23 protein-coding genes and 1 tRNA gene are annotated in these 23622 nt (G+C 64.5%); 9 read left to right on the forward strand and 15 right to left on the reverse strand.

Features of this window, described 5'->3' with window-relative positions:
• Positions 1 to 205: 205 nt before the first annotated feature.
• Positions 206 to 748: a hypothetical protein gene (locus BDIM_RS17455; RefSeq protein ID WP_143255488.1), complete on the reverse strand. Its 543-nt coding sequence runs from the start codon at positions 746 to 748 to the stop codon at positions 206 to 208.
• Between the two features lie 262 nt (positions 749 to 1010).
• Here BDIM_RS17455 and BDIM_RS06630 point away from each other — a divergent pair, with 262 nt between their 5' ends.
• Positions 1011 to 3794, forward strand: coding sequence for a TonB-dependent receptor plug domain-containing protein (locus BDIM_RS06630; protein ID WP_003164795.1), 2784 nt, complete (start codon positions 1011 to 1013; stop codon positions 3792 to 3794).
• A gap of 226 nt (positions 3795 to 4020) precedes the next feature.
• Here BDIM_RS06630 and BDIM_RS06635 read toward each other — a convergent pair.
• The 3 genes from BDIM_RS06635 to BDIM_RS18420 all read right to left on the reverse strand — a co-directional run bounded on the left by BDIM_RS06635 (position 4021) and on the right by BDIM_RS18420 (position 6917).
• Positions 4021 to 4097: transfer RNA gene (locus BDIM_RS06635), tRNA-Asp, on the reverse strand.
• A gap of 103 nt (positions 4098 to 4200) precedes the next feature.
• Complete coding sequence (locus BDIM_RS18415; protein ID WP_003164796.1) at positions 4201 to 4743, reverse strand: GNAT family N-acetyltransferase; 543 nt, start codon at positions 4741 to 4743, stop codon at positions 4201 to 4203.
• Positions 4740 to 6917 (reverse strand): S9 family peptidase, encoded by a 2178-nt coding sequence (locus BDIM_RS18420; protein WP_003164797.1) that lies wholly within the window; start codon positions 6915 to 6917, stop codon positions 4740 to 4742. The genes BDIM_RS18415 and BDIM_RS18420 overlap by 4 nt, the downstream gene beginning before the upstream one ends.
• 73 nt (positions 6918 to 6990) lie before the next feature.
• On the opposite strand from BDIM_RS18420, the gene BDIM_RS06650 reads away from it, so the two are divergent.
• Positions 6991 to 7824 (forward strand): trypsin-like serine peptidase, encoded by an 834-nt coding sequence (locus BDIM_RS06650; protein ID WP_003164798.1) that lies wholly within the window; start codon positions 6991 to 6993, stop codon positions 7822 to 7824.
• On the opposite strand, the gene BDIM_RS06655 is transcribed toward BDIM_RS06650, so the two are convergent.
• From BDIM_RS06655 to BDIM_RS06670, 4 genes are all read right to left on the reverse strand, one after another.
• Positions 7779 to 8495: an energy transducer TonB gene (locus tag BDIM_RS06655; protein WP_003164799.1), complete on the reverse strand. Its 717-nt coding sequence runs from the start codon at positions 8493 to 8495 to the stop codon at positions 7779 to 7781. The genes BDIM_RS06650 and BDIM_RS06655 overlap by 46 nt on opposite strands.
• A 15-nt stretch (positions 8496 to 8510) precedes the next feature.
• Positions 8511 to 9278, reverse strand: coding sequence for an energy transducer TonB (locus tag BDIM_RS16825; protein ID WP_003164801.1), 768 nt, complete (start codon positions 9276 to 9278; stop codon positions 8511 to 8513).
• The gene (locus tag BDIM_RS16830; protein WP_003164802.1) at positions 9275 to 10042 is read right to left on the reverse strand and encodes an energy transducer TonB; all 768 of its coding nucleotides are present in this window, start codon (positions 10040 to 10042) and stop codon (positions 9275 to 9277) included. The genes BDIM_RS16825 and BDIM_RS16830 overlap by 4 nt, the downstream gene beginning before the upstream one ends.
• Positions 10043 to 10136: 94 nt before the next feature.
• Positions 10137 to 11921, reverse strand: a complete 1785-nt coding sequence (locus BDIM_RS06670; RefSeq protein WP_003164803.1) for an acyl-CoA dehydrogenase — start codon at positions 11919 to 11921, stop codon at positions 10137 to 10139.
• Between the two features lie 137 nt (positions 11922 to 12058).
• Between BDIM_RS06670 and BDIM_RS06675 the strand changes: the two genes are divergently transcribed.
• Positions 12059 to 12997, forward strand: coding sequence for an L-threonylcarbamoyladenylate synthase (locus tag BDIM_RS06675; protein ID WP_003164804.1), 939 nt, complete (start codon positions 12059 to 12061; stop codon positions 12995 to 12997).
• Here BDIM_RS06675 and BDIM_RS06680 read toward each other — a convergent pair.
• The 4 genes from BDIM_RS06680 to BDIM_RS06695 all read right to left on the reverse strand — a co-directional run bounded on the left by BDIM_RS06680 (position 12994) and on the right by BDIM_RS06695 (position 17192).
• Positions 12994 to 14016, reverse strand: coding sequence for a patatin-like phospholipase family protein (locus tag BDIM_RS06680; protein WP_003164805.1), 1023 nt, complete (start codon positions 14014 to 14016; stop codon positions 12994 to 12996). The two genes, BDIM_RS06675 and BDIM_RS06680, sit on opposite strands and share 4 nt — an antisense overlap.
• Positions 14017 to 14056: 40 nt before the next feature.
• Complete coding sequence (locus BDIM_RS06685) at positions 14057 to 14854, reverse strand: 3-hydroxybutyrate dehydrogenase (protein ID WP_003164806.1); 798 nt, start codon at positions 14852 to 14854, stop codon at positions 14057 to 14059.
• Positions 14855 to 14919: 65 nt separating this feature from the next.
• Entirely contained in the window at positions 14920 to 15693 is a 774-nt protein-coding gene (yaaA, locus tag BDIM_RS06690; RefSeq protein WP_003164807.1) for a peroxide stress protein YaaA, read from the reverse strand.
• 95 nt (positions 15694 to 15788) lie between these two features.
• Positions 15789 to 17192: an FAD-binding oxidoreductase gene (locus tag BDIM_RS06695; RefSeq protein ID WP_003164808.1), complete on the reverse strand. Its 1404-nt coding sequence runs from the start codon at positions 17190 to 17192 to the stop codon at positions 15789 to 15791.
• A gap of 77 nt (positions 17193 to 17269) precedes the next feature.
• On the opposite strand from BDIM_RS06695, the gene BDIM_RS06700 reads away from it, so the two are divergent.
• From BDIM_RS06700 to BDIM_RS06710, 3 genes are all read left to right on the forward strand, one after another.
• Entirely contained in the window at positions 17270 to 17704 is a 435-nt protein-coding gene (locus BDIM_RS06700; protein WP_003164809.1) for an NUDIX hydrolase, read from the forward strand.
• Between the two features lie 70 nt (positions 17705 to 17774).
• Positions 17775 to 18743 (forward strand): SPFH domain-containing protein, encoded by a 969-nt coding sequence (locus BDIM_RS06705; protein ID WP_369822425.1) that lies wholly within the window; start codon positions 17775 to 17777, stop codon positions 18741 to 18743.
• A gap of 3 nt (positions 18744 to 18746) precedes the next feature.
• Positions 18747 to 19205 (forward strand): NfeD family protein, encoded by a 459-nt coding sequence (locus BDIM_RS06710; protein WP_003164811.1) that lies wholly within the window; start codon positions 18747 to 18749, stop codon positions 19203 to 19205.
• On the opposite strand, the gene rnhA is transcribed toward BDIM_RS06710, so the two are convergent.
• Positions 19202 to 19654, reverse strand: coding sequence for a ribonuclease HI (gene rnhA / locus BDIM_RS06715; protein WP_003164812.1), 453 nt, complete (start codon positions 19652 to 19654; stop codon positions 19202 to 19204). The two genes, BDIM_RS06710 and rnhA, sit on opposite strands and share 4 nt — an antisense overlap.
• A gap of 113 nt (positions 19655 to 19767) precedes the next feature.
• On the opposite strand from rnhA, the gene BDIM_RS06720 reads away from it, so the two are divergent.
• Genes BDIM_RS06720 through tatC form a run of 3 tightly spaced genes read left to right on the forward strand, consistent with a single transcriptional unit; the run spans position 19768 to position 21466 of the window.
• On the forward strand, positions 19768 to 19983 hold the full coding sequence (locus BDIM_RS06720) for a twin-arginine translocase TatA/TatE family subunit (protein ID WP_003164813.1): 216 nt from the start codon (positions 19768 to 19770) through the stop codon (positions 19981 to 19983).
• A 23-nt stretch (positions 19984 to 20006) separates the two neighbouring features.
• Positions 20007 to 20582 (forward strand): Sec-independent protein translocase protein TatB, encoded by a 576-nt coding sequence (gene tatB, locus BDIM_RS06725; protein ID WP_003164814.1) that lies wholly within the window; start codon positions 20007 to 20009, stop codon positions 20580 to 20582.
• Positions 20579 to 21466: a twin-arginine translocase subunit TatC gene (gene tatC, locus BDIM_RS06730; protein WP_003164815.1), complete on the forward strand. Its 888-nt coding sequence runs from the start codon at positions 20579 to 20581 to the stop codon at positions 21464 to 21466. Before tatB ends, tatC begins: the two co-directional genes overlap by 4 nt.
• Before the next feature lie 109 nt (positions 21467 to 21575).
• Here the strand turns inward: tatC and glnA are convergent, their stop codons facing one another.
• Together glnA and BDIM_RS06740 are read right to left on the reverse strand one after the other, a co-directional pair.
• Positions 21576 to 22985, reverse strand: coding sequence for a type I glutamate--ammonia ligase (glnA, locus tag BDIM_RS06735; RefSeq protein ID WP_003164816.1), 1410 nt, complete (start codon positions 22983 to 22985; stop codon positions 21576 to 21578).
• Positions 22986 to 23044: 59 nt separating this feature from the next.
• Positions 23045 to 23383, reverse strand: a complete 339-nt coding sequence (locus BDIM_RS06740; RefSeq protein WP_003164817.1) for a P-II family nitrogen regulator — start codon at positions 23381 to 23383, stop codon at positions 23045 to 23047.
• Positions 23384 to 23622: the final 239 nt, after the last annotated feature.

The raw sequence follows: 23622 nt of genomic DNA on the forward strand, positions 1-23622 counted from the left end.
GCTTTCACTACCCATCCTCGCAGGGTTCCGCATTCGCTCCCTTCAGGCCTTGCCCCCCCCCCCCCCCGGTCCCGGTGGAACCAAGCCTTCGTGATCCGGATGACTGTGGAGTGTCAGTCTCAGCCCTAATGCGGCGCTATGTCGCCAGTATACAGCTTTGCTTGGGGCGAAACTCAGATGTCTGCTGTGGTGCTGAAAAGTGATGTCATTGTCTTCTCACTCTAATGGCGCGGGCGTGGCCCACATTCAGCATATAGCTCCCAAAAGCTGCGCGACGGATCCGCACCTGGGCGCCAGTTTGAGCGCGAAGGTGGGGCGATTCATTGTCGACTTGTCTCCATTCGCTTCCATCTGCGAGTTGAAAAACCCAGCGTCCGCCACTGTCGCGCGTTAGACGTATCAGCGTGGATTCAATCGCTGAAATTTCTTCTTCCTGATCGTTTCCGCCGAAGAAGGGTGGGAAGGCCCCGCTGAAGCCGAAGAGTTTGCGGCGTGCTTCGTGAACCTGTGCGCGATTGATGATGGTCAGCTCTCCGCGTTCATGACTTTGAACTAGGAGGTGTGCTGCGCGATCCATGCACGCAAGGCGAAGCGTGCTTTCGGCGATCAATCTGCAGGCTGTGATTTCAGCGACGGGATCTAGCTGCTCTTGAGGGCGGCCGTGCCCCGTCTCTGGAAAAATGAGCATAAACGTTGCAGCCATACCGCAGATTTTTAGAGCCGAGTTTGCCGATGTGAGGGAGCTCATCGAATGATCCTTCTGGTCAATAATGTGTCTGTTTTCGAAAGTTTATGTTCGTGAGATAAATTGGCGTGGCGATTTTGCGACATTGATAGGGCGGAGTTGTTGTGAAGCGGTAATAATTCTAGAATTCGCGTCATTGCGGCGGTTATGAAAGTTCCAGTCATTCGTTCCGAATCTCCTGAACGGGGGGAGGAGTGAAGCGGCCGCGCGGGCAGATGGCGGGAATGCGTCGTTGGGGGCCTAGCGCAACACAGGAGGATTTATCTTGAAGATCCAGATGAAACGTGAGCGGCTGCTTGCGTCCACGATGATAGCTGGTGCGGCGCTGATTGGTTTCGCAGCGCCTGCGGCGGCGCAGAATACGAGCAGTGAAGAGCAGGCGAGCCAGGTTTCAGACGTTGTCGTCACCGGTTCGCGTATCCGTGTGCGGGACACGACGGGCAGCAGTCCGATCGTGACGGTCGGCGCTGAGCAACTGGAGGAGATCGGCACTGCGACGATTGAAACCTACCTGAATGCGTTGCCGCAGTTGTCGCCCAGCCTGACCAAGACGAACAACAACCCGTCTTCGGGCGGCGCGGCGTTCCTTGACCTGCGTCAACTCGGCACTTCGCGTGGCCTGACCCTCGTCAATGGCCGTCGTTTGGTTCCGGGTTCCGCGAGCGGCGCCGTGGACATTTCCATTCTACCATCCGGCTTGATGGACCGTGTCGAGATCATCACCGGCGGCGCTTCGGCCGTGTACGGCGCCGACGCTGTTTCGGGTGTAGTCAACTTCCTGCTGAAGGATGACTTCGAGGGAGCTCAGGTTTCGGCTCAGTACGGCATCTCGCAAGAGAATGACGGCAAGGAAGTCCAGTACAACCTGGTTCTTGGCGGCCCGTTCGCCGACGGTCGAGGTCACTTGACCTTTGCCGCCTCGCACAACACGCGTGATGGCATCCCGCAGACCGCTCGCGAAATCTCTCGCACGGCTCAATATTGCTATAATGACGGTTCTTGCGTTCCCGACGGTTCGGGTACGACGGGTGATGGCACCTTCTCGATCTCGCCGTCCGCGACCGCCGCACAACTGGCTACGTATCAGAGCTATTTCGCGGCGCGTGGCCTGACGGATCCTGACCTCATCTATGCGGGTCAGCGTCTGGGCTTTAACCCGGATGGTTCGCTGTTTATCGCCGGCACCGGGGATGGGACGTTCGGTTACACGGGACCGAACACCGGCGGCTGGAATCCGGATGAGATGTTCCTCTACGACTTCAACCCGGTGAACCTGCTGCAGTCGCCGTATGAGCGTACTAACTTCTACACGCAGATGAAGTATGATCTGACAGATCGTATTCAATTCTACGGTGATGCGCTGTTCAGCACCTACAACAGCAGTAACCAGCTGGCTGAATCGCCCGCAGGCTTCTCGATCCCGGTCGCTACGACCACGACTTTGAGTCCTGAAGTCAGGGCGCTTCTGACCAGCGCAGGCGTGACGACGTTTGCACTGGCGCGTCGTACGAACGAACTGGGAACGCCTACGACCTGTGTGCCGTTGAACCCGTTCGGCGCCAACAACATCACGCCCGATCAGGCTGACTATATTGCCGCCAAGGGTCAGGTGGGCGTGACGGAAATCGAACAGAAGAACGTCGTGGCCTCCATCACTGGCGATTTGTTCACTCTGCCTGCCGGGCCTGTAAGCTTCGCGTTCGGCGGCGAGTATCGTGACATCGCCTATGACGACCTGCCGCCGGAAGGCGTGCAGACGGGCACTCTGCTGGGCGGCAACTCGGCTGGTCCGGTTCAGGGCGGCTATGATGTCTGGGAAGTCTTCGGCGAGTTGCGAGTGCCGATCCTGGCTGAACAGCCCTTCGCCCATTACCTGGGTCTGGAAGGCGGTTACCGCTGGTCGGACTACTCAATCGGGCAGGCGACTGAGACCTGGAAGTACGGTGGTGAATGGGCCCCTGTCGACTGGATGCGTTTCCGTGCCTTGCAACAGCGTGCTGTGCGTGCTCCGTCGGTAGGCGAACTGTTCAGCACGCGGGCTGAAGGCTATCCGGGCGTTACCACTGGCAACCTCGATCCCTGCGATAAGGATAGTGCGGCTCGTACGGGAGCCAACGCATCTCAGGTCCTGGCGCTCTGCCAGACTCAGTCCTCGCAGATCACGGCGACCTGGGACTCCGTTGGTACTCAGTATCGTACCTTCTCTGGTGGTAATCAGAACCTGAACCCTGAGACGGCTGACTCTACCACGATCGGTGTCGTCTTCCGCGCGCCGTCTTCGGTTCCGAGCTGGGCTTCCAGTCTAACGGCTACGATTGACTACTTCGATATCCAGATCGACGATGTTATCAGCTCGATCGGTTTCTCGACATCGCTGTCGCGTTGCTTTAACGCCGATTTCAACCCGACGTTCAGCAACTCGAACGTCTACTGCCAGAACCTGAATCGTGATGCCGATACGGGCTATCTGACGAACACGGGACTGAACGGCTTCATCACCGCCACCAACGCCAACCTGGCCACGTTCAAGGCCTCGGGTGTCGACATGGCGCTTAACTACAGCATCACGCCGGCTGACTACGGTGCGCCGTCCTGGCTGGGACGCCTTGGCTTCTCGACCCAGGGCACCTGGTACGAGAACCAGCAGTTCCAGTCCGACGCCGCTAGCCCGATGAGCGACAGCTTCGTTGGCGGTATCGGTGACGGCACGCCGGGTGAAACCACGCTGCCGGAGTGGAAGTTCAACACGCGCTTCTCGTGGGCGTATGAAGACTTCTCGGCTTCGCTGCGCTGGACGTATATCAGCAGCGTTGTCGATGATGCTGCTGATGTGGCTGCGGGCGATATCGGCAAGATCGACGCCTACAGCTACTTCTACCTGAACGCATCTTGGGCAGTGAACGACACGCTGGAGCTCTTCGGCGGGGTTGATAACCTGTTCGATAAGGATCCGCCGCGCTATGCGAGCGGTTTCCAGTATCAGACCGACCCGTCGACCTACGACGTCATCGGTCGTTACTTCTACGTCGGTGCTCGCGCCCGTTTCTAGGGTGCGTTCAGCGTAATACTGAGGGCGGCGGGTCTCATGGACCCGCCGCTTTTTTTGTCAAAGCGTTGGCGCTGAAACGAGGCTAGACGTGCATCGCCCTGGAAGTGACGCGAGTGCCGTGCGGTTTCAGCAGACAGGTAAGCAGGGCAAGAATCTACTGATCCTCACCTGACAATGACTCGTTTTTGAGAATGTGGCGCGCCACTCCCTCATTTCTGAGAAGGAGTGGCGCGAGTGACGGGGCTCGAACCCGCGACCTCCGGCGTGACAGGCCGGCACTCTAACCAACTGAGCTACACCCGCGTTTCTCTCCCCGCGAGGAGGAGAGGAGGGGCGAATACGGTTCGTCGCGCTTTCGGTCAAGCGCATTGTGGCGCTTTTGCTAAAAAATCTGCGAATTCAGACTCTAGCGGCCGCAATCCAGGCCGTCGACGTCGGGTGGAGCCGCGCCGCCGCCGCCGAGCGCCTTCTGCATGAAGACGACGTCGCGCCAGCCGTGGAACTTCCATCCGGCGTCGCGGAAGGCGCCGACGTGGCCGAAGCCCGCCGCTTCATGCAGGGCGATGGAGCCGGTGTTGGCGCTGTCGCCGATCACCGCCACCATCTGACGCATTCCCAGGGCCTCGCAGGCCCTAAGCAGGGCGTCCAGCAGCGTCTTGCCGACGCCCCGTCCGCGAAACGCTTCGGCGACGTAGATCGAGTCCTCGACCATGAAGCGATAGGCCGCGCGCAGGCGATAAGGCGCAGCATAGGCGTAGCCCGCGACCGCTCCGTCGATTTCGGCGACCAGAACCGGCAGACCTAGGGCTGCGGGTGCGGCTAAGCGCGCTCGCATTTCATCAGCACTGGGGACGTCCAGTTCGAACGTCCCCGTGCCGTTCAGCACGCTGTCGGCGTAGATGTCCGTTACGGCCGCCAGGTCGGCTTCCGCGAACGGCCGGACGATCACGCCTTTTCCCAGCCTTTCTCGACCGCCCAGACGGCGAAGGCGTAGTCGTGGGCGATGTCCTTCAGATAGTCGAAGCGGCCCGACGAGGCGAAGTGACCCGCCTCCATGTTGATCTTCAAGAGCACCGGCTTGCCCGAGGTCGAGGCCGGACGCAGCTTGGCCACCCACTTCTCCGGCTCCCAATAGGTGACGCGCGGATCGGACAGGCCGCCGGTCGCCAGCAGGGCCGGGTAGGGCTTGACCTCGATCTGATCGTAGGGGCTGTAGCTCAGCATGTAGTCGTAGGCGGCTGCATCCTCGAGCGGATTGCCCCATTCAGGCCATTCCGGCGGGGTTAGGGGCAGGCTGGTGTCGCTCATGGTGTTGATGACGTCGACGAAGGGCACGCCGCCGATCACGCCCGCCCACAGGTCCGGCCGCATATTGGTGACGGCGCCCATCAGGAGGCCGCCCGCGGATCGGCCTTCGGCGACGATGTTTCCGGCCTTGGTGTAGTTTTGCGCGATCAGGTGTTCAGCGGCCGCGATGAAATCGGTGAAGGTGTTCTTCTTGGTGAAGCGCCGGGCGGTCAGGAACCAGTTCCAGCCCTTGTCCGAGCCGCCGCGGATGTGGGCGATGGCGTAGATGAAGCCGCGATCGACCAGCGACAGCCGGTTGGTTGCGAAACTGGCCGCCATCGGGATGCCGTAGGAGCCGTAGCCGTATAGCAGCAGCGGCGCCGAGCCGTCGACCGGCGTGTCCTTGCGGCGCAGGACCGTCACTGGCACCAGTTCGCCGTCAGAGGCCGGGGCGTTCAGCCGTTCGACCACATAGTCCGCCGGATTGTGGCCCGAGGGGATTTCCTGAACCTTGCGCAAGGTGCGCTCGCGCGTTTTCAGATCGTAGTCATAGGTGGACGTCGGCGTGGACGGCGAGTTGTAGCCATAGCGCATGACCGTGGTGTCGAACTCCGACGCCCCGCCCAGCGACAGGGCGTAGGCGGGCTCGTCCACGGCGATCTCATGCTCGGCGCCGGCGCGATCACGGATGACGATCTTGGTGTTGGCGTCGGCGCGCTCCTGGCGGCCCAAGTAGTCCTTCACCAAGGCTACGCCCTCGATGAAGCGACCGGGCGTGTGCGGGATCAGATCCTTCCAGTTGGCCTTGCCGGGCGAAGAGGTCGGCGCCTCCATGACCTTGAAGTCGACGGCGTCGTCGGCGTTGGTGCGGATCACCCAGCGGTCGCCCCAGTGGTCCAGGTCATACAGGCGACCGACGTGGCGCGGCTCGGCTACTACGGGCGCGGCGGTGGGGTTTGAAGCCGGGATGATGCGGCTTTCCGACGTTTCCTGGTTGCCGATGGAGATGACGATGAAGGCGTCGTCGGCGGTGCGGCCGACGCCCTGGAACATGCCTTCGTCGGTTTCTTCATTGACCAGCGTGGTTTCGCCTCCGCGCGCCGGGCGACGGAAGATCTTGTCCGGACGGCCGTTGTCGTCGCGGTTGGTCCAGAAGATCCACTGGCTGTCGGGCGAGAAGGTGAAGTTGGCGCTGGCCGATTCGATCGGGTTGGGCAGCACCTCGCCGGTGGCCAGATCCTTCACATAGATCTTGTAGACTTCGGATCCCTGGGCGTCCTCGGCATAGCCGAACAGGGCGTGGTCGGGGCTGTGCTCGGTCGCCGAGACTTCCGAATAGGCCTTGCCCTCGGCCAGCTTGTTGCAGTCCAGCAGGATGATCTCGCCATCCTTTTTCCCGCGTGGGCGGCGGCAATAGAGCGGATGCTGGTCGCCGGTGTTGTAGCGGACGTAGTATTCCCACGGCCCGTCGGCAGCGGGGACGGAGCTGTCGTCCTCCTTGATGCGGCCCTTCATCTCCTCGAACATCTGCGCCTGCAGGGGCAGAGTGGAGGCCATCATGGCCTCGCGATAGGCGTTCTCGGCGGTCAGATGCTCCTTGACGTCGGCCTTGATCAGCGACGGATCGCGCAGCACGGCCTGCCAGTTGTCGTCCTTCATCCACTGATAGTCGTCGACGCGGACGCGGCCCAACTGTTCAATGCGGACGGGAACCTTCTTGGCGACGGGCGGCGTGGGTTTTGACATCGAGGCTCCGGTACTCTGGCGGGCAAGGGCGGGGGAGGCGGCGACCACGCCGACGGCGGCGGTCGAGGCGATCAGTTCACGGCGGTTCATGGCGTGGGCTTCCCCCTGGAATATGATTTGAGCTGGACCTTGTGCCCGGCGACGCTCGGCGTCAAATGGCGGTATGATCATTCAGGATCTTCCGCCCGAACAACCCGCTGTCGTCGCCGCTCCGCCGCCCGAATGGGATCTGACGGTCGGCGTGATCAACGCCACTGTGCAATTGGATCAAGCCATCAGCGACGGTCAGAGGAAGGTCGGCACAGGTTTCCTCATCGCCGCGCCTCGGCCCGACGGCGCGCCGCGCGTGGTGCTGGTGACGGCGCGGCACGTGCTGGACGTCATGCCGGGCAATGAGGCGCGGATCGGCTGGCGCACGGCCGAGGCGGACGGCGCCTGGAAGTTCACGCCGGAAAACCTGACGATCCGCGACGCGGACGGCGCGCCGTTGTGGACCGCGCATCCGGAGCGTGACGTGGCGGTGATGGAGATCACGGCGCCGCCCGCCTTCGCCCAGGCGGCGATTCCCGCCGGATGGCTGGCTGACGCCGAGGCCTTTGATCGCTGGCGTATGGGGCCGGGGGATGAACTTTTGGCGCTGGGCTATCCGCATGGGCTGTCGGCCAACCGGGCGGGCTTTCCCATCCTGCGGCTGGGGCGGATCAGCTCCTGGCCGCTGACGCCGATTCGGCACTTCCCGATCTTCCTGCTGGATTTCGTGGTGGCTCAGGGGAACTCCGGAGGGCCGGTCTTCTGGACTCCGGCGGCGCGCCGCGTGCCGGGGGCGCCGGTTCCCGACCATCCCTTTATCGCCGGTGTGCTGGTGCAGGAGGTTCAGAGCGGCGGACAGGGTATTGACCTGGGCGTCGTGGCCCACGCCGACTATGTACGCGAGACCATCGCCTTGCTGGATCAGTCGACCGCTACGCCCGAAACGCAGTCGAACGCCGCGCAGTAGCGGCGGCGCATTTCGTTTCTGATCGGGGCCGGGTCTTCCGGGCTGGCCCGGGTGACCTGAGCGTACCAGACGTCCCAGCCGATCGGTTTTTTGGTCGGCAGATAGTCCACGCCGTGCAGCGCCAGGACGCGAGCGACCCCTGCGGCGTGCCAGGCTTTCTCAGCTTCAAGGTCGGGATATAGCTCGGCCATCCAGCCGCGCAGAAGCGCCGCCTTTTCGGCCGGCATCTCGTTGACCTTCCAATCCCGGATCGAGCGTTCGGCCGCAGAGCGGCTGCCGCCATAGAAGCTGTCGGTAAAGGTCTGGGCGGCCTGGATATGTTCTGGGCCTGGTTCGGGGCCCTCCCACGGTTGGCGCAGCGGCTCGTCGTCTTCGTTCAGGATGTCGAAGGGCAGTTCGATGGTGAAAGGGACGCCCGCAGGCTGGGCGACGCGCCCTCTGAACACGATCGCCAGGGCGGCCTGCTGAAAGCCCGCATCGGCCGGCTTTGCCGACATGGCCGCGCACCGGGACAGGGCGCCGTCTTCATTATTGACGCACTCGAGCGTGACGGTTCCGTTGATCCGCAAGTCTCTGGCCAGGGCTGGGTAGTCGGCAGGCTTCACATCCGGCGCCGTCTCCCAATGCGCAGGTTCGACCAGCAGAGCCAAGGTCGCCAGAAGCGTAATCATGCGGGGAACTCCAGACTATTCAGGGGTGGCGACGGTTTCGGCCGTCGGCCCGCAATCGTAACGGGCGCAAAAGCGGCGACGCAGTTCGATCATCGGTTCGCGAGGATAGAGATCGCGACTGGCCTCGTTCAACTGTGGAACCCAGGATTCAGTCCAGTCATCCGGCTGTTTGGGCGGCATGGCGTCCAGCCCGCGGACGGCCAGGACGCGCGCCGCGGCCAGAGCCCGTCGCTGACGTTCCGTCTCCAGGTTTCCGAACAGCTCGGCGATCCAGCCTTCGGTCGTCCGGCGCATCTCGGGCGGCATCTGATCCAGCCGCCAGTGGCGTCGCAGGCGGGCGACCGGTTCGACGCTGCGTCGGGCGTAGCGACGGCCGCTTTCCAACTGTGCGGCGTTGGGCGTCGGGCCGGACCAGGGTGACGGCGGTGCGTCGCTGAATGGCGAGCTATTGAACGGCACGCGCGCCTTGAACACGCGCTCTTCGGGCGAAATGTCGGGCGCGGCCGGCGTCAATCGCGCCCGCTGGATCACGCGAACGGCCGCCTCGGCGAATCCCAGCCCATCGGGCCTTGCGCGCATGGCGGTGCAGGCGCTGGGCAGGCCTTCGGCCGTCGCCAGACAGTTCACTTCGGCCCAGCCGCTGATGTTCATGGCGGCGGCGAACGGCGGAAAGTCATCTGACGTCGGCGTAGGGCGTGTGACCCAGGCGACAGGGGGATCGTGCGGTTGTTCGGCTTGGGAGGAAGCCCCGAGGATGGTCGCCAGAGTGAGCGCCAGGATCATTTCCTTGCGTCTCCGCAGTCATAGGCTGCACAGTAGCGGCGCTTCATTTCGGCGTCGATGGCCGTGAAGTCCGGCTCTCCGTAAGCCGCGCGGGCCTCTGCTTCGGTGATCTGAGGCGCTTCTGTTCCCAGGACGAAACGATCCATGGCTTCCTTGGCCCATAGTCGAGCCATGCCGAGGGCCAAGGCCTCAGCCAGTTCCGCATCGGGCGGAAACAGCTCTGTGGCCCATGCCTGGACGGCCGTTCGACGGCTTTCCGGCAATTCATCCAGCCCCAGACGCTCGGCGACAGACGGGATGCCGACGGCTTCGATGACTTCTCGGGCGTTGGCGAGTTGGGGAGCCGAAGGCTCCGGTCCGGTCCAGGGCGTTGTGGGAGGCGGGGCCGCGTCTTCTGGTTCTTCGAAATCGGCGGTGAAAGGCAGGCGAACCACGAACTTGGCCGGTGTCGCCACGCCGTTTACGCGGCGCGGCGTCAGACGATGGCGAAGAATGATGCGTTTGGCTGCATCGCCGAAACCCAGCCCTGTCGGCCGCTCGTCCTTGACCAGGCAGTTTTCGGGGCTGCCTTGGGGAGTGACCATGCACTCCAGGCTGACAGAGCCGTTCACGCCCAGATATGCGGCGAAGATGGGGTAGTCGTCGCCATCGACCTGGGGCGGAACAACCCAGGCCGGATTTTCGACGACGACGGGGAGCCGCTCAGGTCGGGCTTTGTCTTCGGCAAAGGCGGTCGCGCCTGACCCGACAATGATCGTGGCCAAGACTACCGCGCCGACTGCTCGATTCATACGAAAACGCCTCCCGCGCCTAGGTGGCACAGGAGGCGCTTTACGCTCAAGTTATATAGAACGGCGATCAGCCCGCCAGCGCTTCGGCGCTCATGCGTTGCAGCAGGTCGCCGCCCTGTCCGACGGCGGCCAGGCGGCTGGAGACGTGGCCCAGCGCATTGGCGGCGTAGACTTCATAGAGATCCAGCTTGCCCTGCAGCCACACGGCGTCGCCGTCATTGGCGTCCAGCTTCGCCTTGGCCGCCAGGGCGCCCTTGGCCAGCATCCAGCCGCCGACCACGTCGCCCATCAGTTTCAGATAGGCGTCAGCGCCCGCCAGAACGTCGGCGGCGCGGGCCGGGTCCGACTTGGCGTCCAGCAGCCACAGGGTCGCGTCCTCGACCGCCTCGATAGCGGTGGCGAAACGCTCGACAGGCTTGCCGGCATAGAGGCGGTCGATCTGGGCCAGCGTCGCCTTCATCTCGGCGATCAGGGCCTTGGCCGACTCGCCGCCGTCCATCGACAGCTTGCGGCCCACCAGATCCATCGCCTGAATGCCGTTTGTGCCTTCATAGATCGGGGTGATGCGGGCGTCGCGATAGTATTGGGCCGCGCCGGTTTCCTCGATGAAGCCCATGCCGCCGTGGACCTGAACGCCCAGGGAGGCGACCTCGCAGCCGACGTCCGTGGACCAGGCCTTGGCGATCGGGGTGAACAGGTCTTCGCGACCTTTCCACGCCTTGCGCTCTTCTTCGCTGGAGGCGTGACGGGCCAGGTCGGCGGCGACGCCGGTCGACAGGCAGATGGCGCGGGCGGCGGCGACCTTGGCCTTCATCACCGACAGCATCCGGCGCACGTCAGGGTGGTCGAAGATCGGGGCGTCCTTTTCGCCGGTCCACACGCTGCGGCCCTGACGGCGTTCCAGCGCATAGGCCAGGGCGTGCTGATAGGCGCGTTCGGCGATGCCCACGCCTTCGACGCCGACGGCCAGGCGGGCGGCGTTCATCATGACGAACATATGGGCCAGGCCCTGGTTCGGCTGACCGACCAGTTCGGCGCGGGCGCCCTCATAGCTCATGACGCAGGTGGGCGAGGCGTGGATGCCCAGCTTGTGCTCGACGCCGACCGGGCGGAAGGCGTTGCGCTCGCCCAGAGAACCATCGGCGTTGACGGCGAACTTGGGCGTCAGGAACAGGCTGATGCCCTTGGGCCCCGCAGGCGCGTCGGGCAGGCGGGCCAGCACCAGATGGACGATGTTGTCCGTGGCGTCGTGGTCGCCCCAGGTGATGAAGATCTTCTGGCCGGTCAGGGCGTATGTGCCGTCGCCGTTGGGAACCGCCGTCGCCGTCAGGGCGCCCAGGTCAGACCCGGCGTGCGGTTCGGTCAGCACCATGGCGCCGGTCCATTCGCCGCTGACCAGCTTGGGCAGATAGGTGGCCTTCTGATGTTCGTTGCCGACCTGCTCCAGCGCCTCGATGGAGGCCAGCGACAGCATGGGACACAGGCCGAAGGCCATGTTGGCGGCGTGGACGGTCTCATAGGCCGCCAGCTCCAGCGCCTTGGGCAGGGCCTGGCCTCCAGCCTCGACCGAGGCGGTCAGGCTGGTCCAGCCGCCCGCCGCGAACTGCTGATAGGCGTCGGCGAAGCCGGGCGCGGCCGTCACGGCGCCGTTGGCGTATTTGGCGCCCGCCAGGTCGCCGGGGCGGTTCAGCGGGGCCAGCACCTCTTCGGAAAACTGACCGGCGGCGTCCAGCACGGCCGAGGCGACGTCGGCGTCGTAATCGGGAAAGGCGCCGGTCGCCGCCACCTGGCCGATCCCGGCCACGGCGTCGAGGGCGAAGGCGATGTCACGGACGGGGGCGCGGTAGCTCATCGGTTATCCTCAGAAAGACGTTGCGCTTCTGTCGGCCGCCACGTCGCCGGGCGCAAGCCTGCTTGGACTTTGGTCGAGATTCCGCGCACTGTGGCCCCCTGTTTGAACGGCTGACGCCGCGTAAGGAAAGGCCGACTGTGCCCGCCGACCGACCCGCTAGAGGCGACAGCCCCGAAATCGCCGCCGAGGCGCTGAAAACGGGGCGTTTGGTCATCCTGCCGACCGAGACGGTCTATGGTCTGGCGGCCGACGCCTCCAACCCGCAAGCGGTGGCGCGAATCTTTGAGGCCAAGGGTCGGCCGCGCTTCAATCCCCTGATCGCTCATGTCGCCAACGCCGTGGACGCCGAGGCGATCGCCGTGTTCGACGCCAAGGCGCGCGCGCTGGCCGAGGCCTTCTGGCCGGGACCGCTGACCATTGTGGCCCCGGTGCGCGATCGCGAGCGGGTGTGTGATCTGGCGCGGGCGGGGCTGGACAGCGTGGCCGTGCGCGTGCCGGGCCATCCGCGCGCTCGGGCGGTCATCGGCGCCTTTGGCGGGCCAGTCGTCGCGCCCTCGGCCAACCGTTCGGGACGGCCCAGCCCGACGACTTTCGGCGACGCTCTGGAAGAGACGGGCCAGGCCGTCGGTGCGGCGGTAGACGGCGGCCCCTGCGCTGTGGGCGTGGAGAGCACCGTCGTCTCGGTGCTGGACGGTCAGGTCGCCCTGCTGCGTCCCGGTTCCGTCACGCGCGAAGAGATCGAGGCGGCCGCCGGGCCGCTGGCCGAAGGCGGGCAGGGGCACCGTTCGCCTGGCCGTCTGGCCCTGCATTATGCGCCCGACGCTCCGGTCCGGATCGAGGCGGACGGGGCGAGGGACGGCGAAATCCTGCTGGGTTTCGGCGCGGGCGTCGGCGATCCGCGTTGGAGCCTCAGCCCGAGCGGCGACCTGCGCGAGGCGGCGGCCAATCTGTTCCGCTTGCTGCGTGAGGCGGATCGCTCAAAGCCTTCGGGGATCGCGGTATCGCCCATTCCGGCCAAGGGGCTGGGCGAGGCGATCAACGACCGCCTGCGTCGCGCGGCGGGCTTCGTCGGCTAGAGGAACCGCGCCTTTACATCCACGCTTGACGCCTTGCCGACCTTGGGCAGGCAGGTCTCAAGCCAGGTGTCGGCCGCTGTCCGGCCGTGCTGTTTCAACTCGTTCAGATAGCTCCACTCCGTGTCGAATTTGGAGTGAAGCGACTGGCCTCCCAGCCATTCGTCGGCCTCGATGACGTGGATGCGGATGCCGCGTCGACGGTCTTCGCCGGGCTTCAGCTTGCCCTCGGCGATCAGATCCTGAACGAAGGCGACGGCTCTCAGTTCGGCGACCAGCGGGGCGTTGAAGACGATCTCGTTCAGACGGTCGTTGATGTCGCCCGCCTCGCGCGGCGTCTCGTCACGCTGGAACGGATTGAGCGGCAGCAGCAGAATATCGTCCGGCGTGTCCGTATAGAACAGCGGCCACAACGCCGGATTGGCCAGGTATCCGCCGTCCCAATAAGGCTCGCCCTCGATCTCTACCGCCTGAAACAACTGGGGCAGGCAGGCCGAAGCCAGCAGCACCTCAGGCGCCATTTCCTCGGACTTGAAGATGCGCGAACGGCCCGCACGCACCGCCGTCGTCGAGACGAACATCTGGATGGATGAGGCGCGCAGGGCCTCGAAATCCACTGCCGTCTCCAGCACCCGGCGCAGCGGGTTCAGGTTGAACGGGTTGAAGGAATAGGGGCTCATCGACAGGGCCAGCGTCTGCCCCGCCTGCCACATCGGCGTGCCCTTCAACCAGTCAGGCGTCAGGGCCTTGGACCAGACGGCGCTGTCGCCGAAGACGTTGCGTCCGCCGGACTGGTTCACTTCGCGCCACAGGGTGTCCAGCGCCTCGCGCCCGCCTTCGGCGCCGCCGCGTTCCAGTCCGGTGATCAGGGCGGCGGCGTTCATCGCTCCGGCCGAGGCGGCTGTGGCCGCGCGCACGTCCAACACATCGGCCTCAAGCAGCCGATCCAGCACGCCCCATTGAAAGGCGCCGTGCGCTCCGCCGCCCTGTAGGGCCAGACAGACAGGTTTGCGTTTCGCCATCAGCCTCTCCGTCTTTCGGCCCGTGCGGGCGCCATCAAGGCTATTGGGCCGTCCAGCCGCCGTCGACGGAGAAGTGGGCGCCGTTGGCCGAGGCGCCGAGATCCGACGCCAGATAGAGGAAGATGCCCGCCAGTTCGTCGGTCGTGACGAAGCGCTTGGTCGGTTGCGAGCCGAGAATGACGTTCTTCATCACGTCTTCCTCACTCATGTTGCGGGTGCGGGCCTGATCCTGAATCTGCTTGGTGACGATCGGCGTCTCGACAAAGCCGGGGCAGATGGCGTTGCAGGTGATGTTCTCCTGCGCCAGCTCCAGCGCAACCGTCTTGGTGAAGCCGATCACGCCGTGCTTGGCGGCGACATAGGCGGACTTGAACGGGCTGGCGACCAAGCCGTGCGCCGAGGCGACGTTGATGATCCGTCCGCGACCCTGGGCCTTCATGATCGGGATAGCCGCCTTGGTCGCGTAGAAAGTCGAGGACAGGTTGATGGCGATGATCTTTTCCCACGCATCGGCGGGGAAGTTCTCGACCGCTTCGACGTGCTGGATGCCGGCGTTGTTGACCAGGATGTCGAGGCGGCCCAACTCGCGCTGCGCCGTGGCGATCATGTCCTCGATCTGATCCGGTTGGGTCATGTCCGCGGGGTGATAAAGGACGTGCACGCCGGTTTCGGCAGCCAGGTCCGCGCGCGTCGTCTCAATGGCCTCGGCGTCGCCCAGGCCGTTCAGCATCACGTCGCCGCCGCATAGGGCCACGGCCCGCGCAAACGCCAGACCGATACCCGAGGTCGAGCCGGTGACGACCGCGACGCGGCCTTTGAGATCGTTCATCGCGAACATGACAGAAGGAACCCGTGGAAGATGTTGCTGCAACGCAACCTAACCGCAGTCGTTCAATCTGGCGATCAGGAATTTCCTTCCCTGATGAATATCCAGTCCGTGTCCGTCGAAAGACTCTTGTCGAAGCGATAGCCGTCACGATCGAAGGCTTTCAGATCCTCGACCTTCTCCAGCCTATTCTCGATGGCGAAGCGGGCCATGCCGCCGCGGGCCTTCTTGGCGTAGAAGGAGATGATGCGGGCCTCGCCGTCCTTCTTTTCCTTGAAGTGGGGAGTGACGACCGGCAGCTTCAGCGCCCGAGCATCGACCGCGCCGAAATATTCGTGGCTGGCCAGGTTCACGAACGTCTGCTCGGCCAGTTTTCCGGCGTCCTCGTTCAGGCGCAGCGAAATCCGCTCGCCCCAGAAGTCGTACAGGGTGGAGCCGCGCTTGGTCTTCAGACGGATGCCCATTTCTAGCCGATAGGGCTGAATCGCATCCAGCGGCCGCAGCAGACCATAGAAGCCCGACAGGATGCGCAGGTGATCCTGCGCCCAGTTCAGGTCGTCGACCGACAGTGTGCGCGCCGACAGCCCGTCATAGACATCGCCGGCGAAGGCGAAGACGGCCTGGAGCGCGCCTTCCGACGCATCGTTGTCGAAGGCCTGAAAGCGCTGATAGTTCAACTCGGCCAGGGCGTCGGAAATGGACATCAAGCGGCGTAGGTCCGCACGGCTGAGTTCGCGCGTCACCTTGGCCAGTTCGGCGGTCTCATCGGCGCATCGCCTCGGCGTCACGGGGGCGTCGATAGCGGGCGGATTGAAGTCCAGCTTTTTGGCCGGGGACAGGACGATCAACAAGACGATCGACTCCGTATGCGTCTCAAGAGCGGGCCTCATAGGCCGCTTCCACGAGGTTTTGAACCGCGAGAAACGTCACATACGGTCGCAAGCCCTCAAAAAAGAACCGCTGGATTCATGATCCGCTGCGGATCGATGGCCTGACGGATCGCCTGCATCGTGGCGACCTCAAGCGGCGATTTATAGCGACGGGCCTCGTCGGTTTTCAGCCGCCCCAGCCCGTGTTCAGCCGAAATCGAGCCGTCATAGCGAGCGACCACATCGTGGATGACCTCGGACCCTTCCATCCAGCGCGCGATGAAGGCGGCCACGTCCTCACCCACGCCGGGGATCACATCATAGTGAAGATTGCCGTCGCCGACGTGGCCGAAGACCGACACCCGGCAGCCGGGATGGAATTTTTCAACCGCCGCCGTCGCCTCGTCGATGAAGTCCGCGATTCGCGAGACGGGAACCGAGACGTCGTGTTTCCATCCGCCGCCTTCGGGCTTGAGGGCGGCCGAATGCTCTTCGCGCAGACGCCAGAATTCAGCCTTCTGGGCGTCGTTCTGGGCGATGGCGGCGTCGACGATCAGGCCTTCCTCGAAGGCGGCGGTCAGCAGGCGCTCCATCGCCGCCTCGGCGCCGTCCGGCTCGCCCGAGGCCAGCTCGATCAGCACATACCAGGGCGGCGTGGTTTCCAGAGGTTCACGCGTGTCGGGGATGTTCTTCAGCACCAGGCTCATGCCCAGCCGCTTCATCAGCTCGAAGGCCTCGACCCCGCCGCCGGTCTCGGCCTTGGCGCGGGCCAGCAACACGACCGCGTCGTGGTGGCTCTCCAGCCCGACGATGGCAGTGGCGCGGCTGCGCATGATGGGAAACAGCTTCAGCGTCGCGGCTGTGATGACGCCCAGGGTGCCTTCGGCGCCGATGAACATCTGCTTCAGGTCATAGCCGGTGTTGTCCTTGCGCAGTCGCTTCAGGCCGTTGAACACCTGACCATCGGGCATGACCGCTTCGATGCCCAGCACCAGGTCGCGCATCATGCCGTAGCGCAGGACGGCGGTGCCCCCCGCATTGGTCGAGATGACGCCGCCGATGGTGGCCGAGCCCTCGGCCGCGAGGCTGAGGGGAAAGAAGCGGTCCTTTTCCTTGGCCAGTTCCTGCGCCTCCAGCAAGGTCACGCCCGCCTCGACCGTCATGGCGTCGTCCAGCGGCGTCACGTCGCGCACGGTCCGCAGCTTGCGCGTGGACAGCAGCACCTCGCCGTAAGGGATCTGACCGCCGACCAGGCCCGTGCCGCCGCCTTGCGTCACTATGGCTGTGCCGTGACGGGCGCAAATCTCGACGGCGCGGGCGACTTCTTGGGTCGTGCGCGGTTGCAGCAGCAGCGGGGTCTCGCCGGTCCAGCGGCCGCGCCACTCAGTCAGCCACGGCGCCATCTCGGCGGCGTCTTGCGTCCAGGCGCCGGGCAGGGCGGCCTTGAGTTCAGCGAGGGATTCTGGCGTCGGGAGGGTCATATCGGCCTTGTGGCAAAAGGCGGCCCGTGGTGGAAGCGCAAAACCATGCCTTCTGGCGGTCAATCTGGGGGCAAAATATGATTCCGACACCGGCCGTGGGCGTGGTGTGCCTCAAGGGCGAGGAAGTGCTGCTGATCCGTCGCGGCACGCCGCCGCGCGTGGGCGAATGGAGCCTGCCCGGCGGCCGCTTGGAGCCAGGCGAGCGCCTGGCCGCCGCCGCTCTTCGCGAACTGCGAGAGGAAACCGGCGTCGAGGCGGATCTGATTGGCCTGATCGATGTTGTGGATGGGCTGTTTCCAGAGGCGGGGCGACATTATGTCCTGATCGACTACGCCGCGCGTTGGACGTCGGGCGTGGTCGTTGCGGGCGATGACGCCGCCGATGCAGGCTTTTTCCCGCTCGAGACGGCCCTGACCATGGTCGACTGGGAAGAGACGCGACGCATCATTCGTATGGCGCGGCGAATGGCTGACGCGGATGTCATGCTGACGGAACCGGATTCTGTGGCGTGACGCACCCCGGGCGGCTAAGCTCTTTCTCCAACCGGAGGGCCTAATGAATTTTTCGCTGATTTTCTTTGTGATGTTCGCAGTCTTTGCGATCATCTTCCTGTTCAGCGTGATCAAGATCGTGCCGCAAGGCCGTGAATTCACGGTGGAACGGTTCGGTAAATACACCAAGACCCTGACCCCGGGCATCCATATCCTGACCCCGTTCGTCGAGCGCATCGGCCGCCGCATGAACATGATGGAGCAGGTGTTGGACGTGCCGACCCAGGAGGTCATCACCCGCGACAACGCCATGGTGAAGGTCGACGGCATCGTCTTCATTCAGGTGATGGACGCGGCCAAGGCGGCCTATCGCGTCGACGACCTGACCTACGCCATCGCCCAACTGTGCATGACCAATCTGCGGACCGTGGTCGGCTCAATGGAGCTGGACGAGGTGCTGAGCCAGCGCGACAGCATCAACACCCGTCTGCTGCACGTCATCGACGCCGCGACCGAGCCGTGGGGCATCAAGGCCAACCGCATCGAGATCAAGGATCTGACGCCGCCGGTGGACATCACCAACGCCATGGCCCGTCAGATGAAGGCTGAACGCGAGCGCCGCGCCGTCATCACCGAGGCTGACGGCGAGAAGCAGGCCGCCATCGCCCGCGCCGAGGGCGCCAAGCAGGCCGCGATCCTTGAGGCCGAAGGCCGCAAGGAAGCCGCCTTCCGCGACGCCGAGGCCCGCGAGCGTGAAGCCGAGGCTGAAGCCAAGGCCACCGCCATGGTGTCGGAGGCGATCGCCCGCGGCGACGTCAACGCCATCAACTACTTCGTGGCCCAGAAGTATGTGGAGGCCTTCGCCGAGCTGGCCCGCAGCCCGCAGCAGAAGACGGTCATCGTGCCGTCAGAAATGGGCGCCCTGGTCGGCACCATTGCGGGCGTCGGCGAACTGGTCGGCCTGGCCAAGGAACAGCAGCAGGTCCGCACGGACGCGCGTCAGGCTGCGCCGCGCGCCGCGCCGCGTCGTTCGAGCGGCGCCGTGCCGACGACGGAGTAGGGCATGGACTGGTTCGTCTCCCTCTACGCCTCGCAGCCGTTCTGGTTGTGGCTGGCGATCGGCGTCGTCCTGCTGGGCATCGAGGCGGCGGCTTCGACCGAGTGGCTGTTGTGGCCGGCGGTGTCGGCGGGGCTGACGGCCCTGTTGTCCGCCCTGGCGCCGCAACTGGGTCTGCCGGTCGAGATCGGCGTCTTCGCGGCGCTGACGGTGGCCTCAACCGTCCTGTCGCGTCGTTTGATCAAGCGGGTGAACCCCAAGGATCAGCCCGACATCAATGATCGCGACATCCGTCTGGTCGGCGAGCGCGCTCGGGTGGTCGAGGCCTTTGTCGGCGGGCGCGGCCGGGTCTTCGTATCGGGATCGGAATGGCCGGCCGAGATCGAAGGCGCTTCGCCCTTGGCGGGCGAGAGCGTCATCATCGAATCGGTGTCGGGGCCTCTGCTGAAGGTGCGGGCGCTCTAGCGTCCGCGCATTTCCGCCACGCCGCGATTGGCCAGGCCGTCGGCCCGCTCGTTCAGGGCGTGGCCGGCGTGGCCTTTCACCCAGTGCCATTTGACCTCGTGGCGGTTGCGGGCCTCGTCCAGGCGCCGCCACAGGTCTTCATTCTTGACCGGCTTCTTGTCGGCTGTCTTCCAACCGCGCGCCTTCCAGCCGCGAATCCATTCGGTCACGCCCTGCATGACGTATTTGCTGTCGGTGTGCAGATCGACGCGGCAGGGACGCTTCAACGCCTCCAACGCCATGATCGCGGCCATCAGCTCCATGCGGTTGTTGGTCGTCAGGGACTCGCCGCCCCAGAGTTCCTTCTCGTGACCTCCGCCGGTTTGCAGGATCGCCCCCCAGCCGCCGGGGCCGGGATTGCCCTTGCAGGCGCCGTCGGTGTGGATGATGACGTGATCGTTGAGACTCATGGCCGCGATGCGTACAGCGTCCCTTGGCGCGTCGCCATCACTCAGCCTATATGACGCACAACAATCAGTCGGTGGGGCCGCGTCTCGGTGAGTCCCCTTGAGGAGGTATCGCCATGGGCTCCATGAGCATCTGGCATTGGGCCATCGTCGTCGTCGTCGTGCTGGTCCTGTTCGGCGGCCGCGGCAAGCTGTCGGGCATCATGGGCGATGCGGCCAAGGGCATTCGCGCCTTCAAGGACGGCCTGAAGGACGACACGGGCGCCAAGGACAAGGAAGCTCCGGGCGCCTTGCCGCGCACGGACGCCGAAAAAGAAGAACTGAACCGCTGATCCTCGCCGGAAGACGCTGAATCATGGGTGGTCTTGGCCCCGGAATCGGCGGGTTCGAAATCCTTGTCATCGGTCTGGTGGCCCTGCTTGTCGTGGGGCCCAAGGACTTGCCCATGCTCATGCGCCGGGTCGGTCAGTTCGTCGGCAAGGCTCGCGGCATGGCCAATGAGTTTCGCGCCAGCTTCGACGAAATGGCGCGCCAGTCCGAGCTGGACGACCTCCGCAAGGAGGTCGAGGCGTTGCGGTCGGGGCAGGGGATGTACGCCCTGGGCGCCGAGGCGGACGAAGCCTTCAAGGACATTCGCAAGGAGCTGGAGGCGCCGATCGAAGCGCCGGCCGTCCCTGCGCCCGCCGTGCCGATCGCGGACGAGGCCCCTCAGCCAGTGGCCACGGGCGTCGATGAATGGCCGGATGCCGCTTCGGACGCCGTTGCGCCTGAACCTGCGCCCAAACCCGTCGCCAAGCCGCGCGCCAAGAAGGCGGCCGCCGCCCCTGCCGACGGCGCCAAGACCAAGGCGCGCAAGCCGGCCGCCAAGCCTGGGCTGAAAGCTGACGCCGCTCGTCCCAAGGTCACGCGCACCAAGAAGGTTGATCTATGAGTCGCGCTGAACACGACGAAGCCGAGATCGAGGCTTCCCGCGCGCCCCTGATGGATCACCTGATCGAGTTGCGTTCGCGGCTGATGATCTGCGTGGTCGCCTTTGTCATCGCCTTCATCGGCTGTTTCGCCTTTTCCGAGACCCTCTATCTGTTCCTGGTGAAGCCCTATGTGGTCTCGGCCGCCTTCCACCAGACGGTAGGGGCTCACGGCCATGTGTCGCCGTTCAGCCTGATCCTGGGCACGGCCGGGCTGATCCCCGTGCCGGATGTGGATCACAACAGCGTAAAGCTGATCTACACCGCGCCGCTGGAGATCCTGTTCACCAAGATGAAGCTGGCGGGGCTGGGTGCCGTCATTGTGGCCTTTCCGGTGTTGGCTTGGCAGCTGTACCGCTTCGTCGCGCCGGGTCTGTATCGCAACGAGAAGGGCGCCTTCCTGCCCTTCCTGATCGCCGCGCCGGTGCTGTTCCTGCTGGGCGCGGCCCTCGTCTATTACGTCATGCTGCCGTTCGTGATGTGGTTCTCGCTGAGCCAGCAGATCATCGGCGAGGGCGTGGCGGCAGAATTGCTGCCCAAGGTGTCGGACTATCTGAACCTGGTGACGGCGTTGATCCTGGCCTTCGGCCTGTGCTTCCAGTTGCCGGTCGTGATGACCCTGCTGGGGCTGGCGGGTCTGATCAATAGTCAGATGATGGCCAAGGGGCGTCGCTACGCCATCGTCGCCGTGGTCGTGGTCGCCGCTGTGGTCACGCCGCCCGATCCGATCAGCCAGCTGATGTTGGCTGTGCCGATGGTCCTGCTCTACGAGGTCTCCATCTGGTGCGTCCGCATCATCGAACTGCGCCGCAAGAAGGCTGATGCCGCTGACGGGCTGGCGGCCTGACGGTTTCGGAGCAGCGCTCCTGGGCGGCTCCTCCTGATCGACAAGGCGACACGAAAAAGCCCCGGACGGCGAACCGTCCGGGGCTTCTTGTTTCGGACCGATCCGGGGATCAGCAGCTGTAGTACATGTCGAACTCGACCGGGTGCGGGTGCAGTTGCAGCCGGGCGACCTCTTCCTGCTTCAGCGTGATGTAGGCGTCGATGAAGTCATCATCCATGACGCCGCCCTTCTTGAGGAAGGCGCGGTCGGCATCCAGCGCCTCAAGGGCTTCCTTCAACGAACCGGCGACTTCCGGGATCGAATGACGTTCTTCCGGCGGCAGGTCATACAGGTTCTTGTCGGCGGCCGCGCCCGGATCGATGCGGTTCTCGATGCCGTCCAGGCCCGCCATCAACAGGGCTACGAACGTCAGATAGGGGTTGCCCATCGGATCGGGGAAGCGGGCTTCCAGGCGCTTGGCCTTGGGCGAGGTGACGTGCGGGATGCGGATCGAGGCCGAGCGGTTGCTGGCCGAATAGGCCAGCTTTACCGGCGCCTCATAGCCCGGCACCAGCCGCTTGTAGGAGTTGGTGGTCGAGTTGGCGAAGGCGTTGATGGCCTTGGCGTGCTTGATGACGCCGCCGATGTACCACAGGCATTCCTGCGACAGGCCGGCGTACTGGTCGCCGGCGAACTGGGGCTTGCCGTCCTTCCAGATCGACATGTGGACGTGCATGCCCGAGCCGTTATCGCCGAACATCGGCTTGGCCATGAAGGTCGCCGACTTGCCATAGGCGTGGGCGACGTTGTGGATCACGTACTTATACAGCTGCATCCGGTCGGCCATGGTCAGCAGGTCGCTGAACTTCAGGCCCAGTTCGTGTTGCGCCGGGGCGACTTCGTGGTGGTGCTTCTCGGGGTCAAGGCCGAGATCCCGCATGACCGCCAGCATCTCGCCGCGCAGATCCTGGCCGGAATCGACCGGGTTGACCGGGAAGTAGCCGCCCTTGGTCGACGGACGGTGGCCCAGATTGCCCTCGGCGTATTCGGCGCCCGTGTTGGCCGGCAGCTCGCTGGAGTCGAAGCTGTAGCGGGTGTCGTGCGGCGCGGTGTTCCAGCGCACATCGTCAAAGACGAAGAACTCGGCTTCCGGGCCGAAGAAGACGGTGTCGCCTACACCCGACGACTGGACATAGGCCAGGGCCTTCTTGGCCATCGACCGGCTGTCGCGGTTGTAGGGCTCGGCCGTGTCCGGGTTCAGGACGTCGCAGAACAGGAACAGGGTCGTCTGCTGATAGAACGGGTCGATATAGGCGCTCGACAGGTCCGGCTTCAGCAGCATGTCGGACTCATTGATGGCTTTCCAGCCCGCGATCGACGAGCCGTCGAACATGGTGCCTTCTTCCAGAAAGTCCTCGTCCACCATGCCGATGTCGAAGGTCACATGGTGGACGCGGCCGCGCGTGTCGGTGAAGCGAAGGTCGACGTACTGGACGTCCTTGTCCTTGATCTCTTGCAGGATCTTGTTGGCGGCGCTCATGGGGGGAGGTCCTGTAGCTGGGGAATTGAAATCGGCCGCCCCGAGAGGCGGCCGTCAGACTAGATGGCTTGGGCGCCGGTTTCGCCCGTGCGGATGCGGATGACGTCTTCGAGGGGGGTGATGAAGATCTTGCCGTCCCCGATCTTGCCGGTGCGGGCGGCGTTCTGAATCGTCTCGACCACGGCAGGGGCCAGGTCATCCGCCACCACGACCTCGATCTTGATCTTGGGCAGGAAGTCGATGACGTACTCGGCGCCGCGATAGAGTTCCGAATGGCCCTTCTGGCGGCCATATCCCTTGGCCTCCAGCACGGTCATGCCCTGCACTCCGATGTCCTGGAGAGCGTCTTTCACTTCATCCAGCTTGAACGGCTTGATGACGGCTTCAATCTTCTTCATGGCGGATCCCGAGCCGGCTCCTTTGTTGGTCCGACGCTCGGGTGGTAAAGGGACATTGCATTGCACAATATGGCAAGCGATTTTCGTCCATTGAGGCCATCCGTGAACGGAAATCCACATGAAGTCGCATAACGACCCCGGCGAATGGCGCGATCGCCTGCCTTGGCCTGCCACTGAGACCCACAAGCACATGCGCGGCCGTCTGGGCGTGGTGTCGGGCGGCGCGCTGTCGACCGGCG

Source organism: Brevundimonas diminuta ATCC 11568 (assembly GCF_000204035.1).
Classification (GTDB): Bacteria; Pseudomonadota; Alphaproteobacteria; order Caulobacterales; family Caulobacteraceae; genus Brevundimonas; species Brevundimonas diminuta.